Origin of the sequence: Nocardiopsis sp. TNDT3 (genome assembly GCF_003427465.1) — a bacterium.
Taxonomy (GTDB): domain Bacteria; phylum Actinomycetota; class Actinomycetes; order Streptosporangiales; family Streptosporangiaceae; genus Nocardiopsis; species Nocardiopsis dassonvillei.
The window spans coordinates 1-4167 of the sequence record NZ_QPFC01000823.1 but is presented as its reverse complement, the minus strand read 5'-3'; the positions used below and the strand labels follow the sequence as shown (position 1 = coordinate 4167).

General features: G+C 68.0%; 1 protein-coding gene. It reads right to left on the bottom strand.

The features are described from left to right. Positions 1-317 precede the first annotated feature (317 nt). A complete protein-coding gene (dnaE, locus tag DQW06_RS20020) occupies positions 318-3878 on the bottom strand; it encodes a DNA polymerase III subunit alpha (RefSeq protein ID WP_013154215.1) in 3561 nt (1186 codons plus the stop codon). Between the last annotated feature and the right edge of the window lie 289 nt (positions 3879-4167).

Here is a 4167-nt window from a genome sequence, read left to right as displayed (position 1 = left end):
CGAATGCGAACCGTCCGCCGCCTCGCGGACCGCGGTGGCCCGGGTGCCCGGGGTGTCCGTGCCGTTCCTCCTCCGGCTGGCGGCTCCAGGGAAGGCGCGGACGGCGCGGTCCGCGCGCCTCCCAGGACCAGGGGCCGGGAATCGCCATGGCGCTCATGATGTCGTCCTCCTGGAGATCGTGCGATACAGAGCGACTGTCCTGCTCTGTTCTGATAGATCAAAGATATATCGCTTACTTCGTCCTGGCAAGAGCGGGCACGAAAAAGGTCCCCGCTCGCCCGAGGGCGCGCGGGGACCGCGGGGACTTGCGGCGCTGGTCAGTAGTCGACCGCGAAGGCCCCCAGCAGGCTCTTGACCTCACCGTTGAACTCCGGGGAGATCCGCACCGAGTAGCGGTCCACGGCGTAGACCCGCGACCGGACCGGGTTGTCCACCCGGATCCGCACGGGGGTGTCCCCCTTGTGCGTGGCCAGCACCTGGCGCAGGTCGCCGACCAGCTCGGGGGTGAGGCGCTCCTCCGCGACCGTCAGCAGCACCGGGGGCTCCCCCTCGGTGACGTGCGAGATGTCCAGGATCGACATCTCCGAGGCGAACATCGACCACGTGCCGTCCCGGTCGTTGAGCCTGCCCTTGACGGTGACCGCGGTGTCCTCCAGCAGGGCCTGCACGTACAGCGGATAGGTCTTGGGGAAGAACAGCACCTCCATCGAGGCGTCCAGGTCCTCGACCGTGGCGATCGCCCACTGGTTGCCCGCCTTGTTGGTGCGCTTGTCCACCTTGGAGATCAGGCCGGAGATGCGCACCTCACCGCGTTCGCGGGCCATCTCGCCCGCCACGATCTGGGCGATGGAGGTGTCGCGTGAGCGGGCCAGCACCCGCTCGGCACCGGCCAGCGGGTGGCTGGAGACGTACAGGCCCAGCATCTCCCGTTCGAAGGCCAGCTTGGTCTTGCGGTCCCACTCCTCGTCGCCCCAGTTGATGTTGAGGCCGATGGGGGTGGAGTCGCCGTCGTCACCGCCGCCGAACAGGTCGAACTGGCCGTGCGCCTCCTGCTTCTTGGAGCTGATCATGCCGTCCACCGCCGTCTCGTGGTGGCGGTACAGCTCACGGCGGGGCTGGCCGAGCGAGTCGAAGCCGCCCGCCTTGATCAGCGACTCGATGACGCGCTTGTTGCAGGCCGCCAGCTCGATCTTGGACAGGAAGTCGGTGAAGGAGCTGAACTTGCCCTTCTCCGTGCGGGTCCTGATGATCGAGTTGACGACGTTGGCGCCGACGTTGCGCACCGCGCCCATGCCGAAGCGGATGTCCTTGCCCACCGGGGTGAAGCGCAGACCCGACTCGTTGACGTCGGGGGGCAGCACCTTGATGCCCTGGGTCCGGCACTCGGCCAGGTAGACCGCCATCTTGTCCTTGTCGTCGCTGACCGAGGTCAGCAGCGCGGCCATGTAGGCGGCGGGGTGGTTGGCCTTGAGGTAGGCGGTCCAGTAGGAGACCAGGGCGTACCCGGCGGCGTGCGACTTGTTGAACGCGTACCCGGCGAAGGGCAGCATGACGTCCCACAGCGCCTGCGTGGCCTCCTTGGAGAAGCCGCGCGCCTCGGCCCCGGGGAAGAACTTGGCCTCCTCCTCCTCCAGGGCCTCCTTCTTCTTCTTGCCCATCGCGCGGCGCATCAGGTCGGCGCCGCCCAGGGTGTACCCGGCCAGCTGCTGCGCGATGGCCATGATCTGCTCCTGGTAGACGAGCAGGTGGAAGGTCTCCCCCAGGATCGGCTCCAGAGCGTCCTTGAGCTCCGGGTGGATCGGAGTGACCTCCTGGCGGCCGTTCGAGCGGTCGGCGTAGTCGTTGTGCGCGTTCGCGGCCATCGGACCGGGCCGGTACAGCGACAGCACGGCCGCGATGTCGCCGAACTTCTTGGGCTCCATGCGCTTGAGCAGGTTGCGCATCGCGCCGCCGTCCAGCTGGAACACGCCCAGGGTGTCGCCGCGCGAGAGGAGCTGGTAGGTCTTCCTGTCGTCCAGGGGGAGCTTGCCGAGGTCGATGTCGATCCCCTCGGCCTCCTTGATGGACTTGACCGCGTCGTCCATGATCGTGAGGTTGCGCAGGCCCAGGAAGTCCATCTTGAGCAGGCCCATGTCCTCGCACTGAGGGTAGGGAAAGCCCGTGATGATGGCGCCGTCGGTGTCGCGCTTGTGCAGCGGGATGACGTCGAGCAGGGGTTCCTTGGACAGGATGACGCCCGCGGCGTGCACACCCGTACCGCGGGTCAGGCCCTCGATACCGCGCGCGGTCTCCATCACCTTGGCGACCTGCGCGTCGTTGTCGATGAGGTTGCGCAGCTCGGTGGTCTCGCCGTAGCGCTCGTGCTCGGTGTTGGTCACCGCCTCCAGCGGGATCTCCTTGCCGCCGACCGCGGCGGGGAAGGCCTTGGTGATCTGGTCGCCCACCGAGTAGGGCATGCCCAGGATGCGCGTGGAGTCCTTGACCGCGGCCTTGGCCTTGATGGTGCCGAAGGTCAGGATCTGCGCGACGCGCTCGGCGCCGTACAGGCGGGTGACGTACTCGATCATCTCCCCGCGCCGACGCTCGTCGAAGTCCAGGTCGACATCGGGCATGGTGACGCGCTCGGGGTTGAGGAACCGCTCGAACAGCAGCCCGTGCTCCAGCGGGTCCAGGTCGGTGATGCCCAGGACGTAGGCGATCATCGACCCCGCCGCCGAGCCTCGCCCCGGGCCCAGCGCGATGCCGTTCTTGCGCGCGTACTGGCAGATGTCGGCGACCACGAGGAAGTAGGCGGGGAAACCCATCTCGTTGATGATGCCGAGCTCGAAGTCGACCCGCTGGCGGATCTCGCCGTTGATCCCGTCCGGGTAGCGGGTGGGCAGGAGCCGCTCGACCTCCTTGGCCAGCCAGGAGGCCTGGGTCTCCCCCTCGGGCACGGGGAAGACCGGCATCAGGTCGCGGTGGGCGAACACCGCGTCGTAGGCGCCCGGGTCGATGCGCTCGGCCACCAGCAGGGTGTTCCTGCACCCCTGCTCCCACTCCTCGAAGTTGAGGATGCCGCGCATCTCCTCGGCGGACTTGAGGTAGTAGCCCGACCCGTTGAACCGGAACCGGGTGGGGTCGTCCAGGTTCTTGCCCACGCCCACCGCCAGCAGCGCGTCGTGCGCCGAGGCCTGGGACTCGTACACGTAGTGGGAGTCGTTGGTCACCAGCGGCGGGATGTCCAGCTCGCGGCCGACCCTGAGCAGGCCGTCGCGGACCTCCTTCTCGATGGGCACGCCGTGGTCCATCAGCTCCAGGAAGACGTTCTCCTTGCCGAAGATGTCCTGGAGCCCGGCCGCGTAGGCGACGGCCTCCTTCTCCTGGCCCAGCCGCAGCCGCGTCTGCACACCGCCCGAGGGGCAGCCGGTGGAGACGATGATGCCCTCGCTGTACTCCGACATGAGCTCCAGGTCCATGCGGGGCTTCATGTAGTAGCCCTCCATGGACGCCAGCGAGGACATCCGGAACAGGTTGCGCAGGCCCTTCTCGTTCTGCGCCAGCATCGTCATGTGCAGGTAGCGGCCGCCGCCGGAGATGTCCTTGCCGCCCTCCGCCGAGGCGTCGTCGGAGCCGCTGGACCGCCCCCAGAAGACCCGCTTCTTGTGGAAGCGCGACTCGGGTGCGACGTAGGCCTCGATGCCGATGATCGGGGTGACGCCGGTGCCCTTGGACTGCTGGTAGAACTCGTAGGCCCCGAACATGTTGCCGTGGTCGGTCATCGCGACCGCGGGCATGCCCAGCCGCGCCGCCTCCTTGAACAGGGGCTTGAGTTTGGCGGCCCCGTCGAGCATCGAGTACTCGGTGTGGACGTGCAGATGGGCGAAGGAGTCGGCCATGGCTCGGGTGCCCCCAGGAGGGTCGGTGGACAGGTGGTGACTCCTGAGCCTACGACTTTCCCGCGACACTCGCAGACCCCTGTGGACGACGTGTCCGGGCCGCCGTCCTGACCCACGACGCGGGTCGGGTTTGGGCAGAGGAGCGGGCGCGGAGGGCCGCGGAGCCGGTGTGGGCGGACCCGGAGCAGGTGTGGGCGAGTCCGGAGCAGGTGTGGACAGTCCTGGGAGCCACCGGTTGGTATATCTCTCAGCCCGTGATCCCCGGTTTTCCACAGGCGGGGGTTGGGGG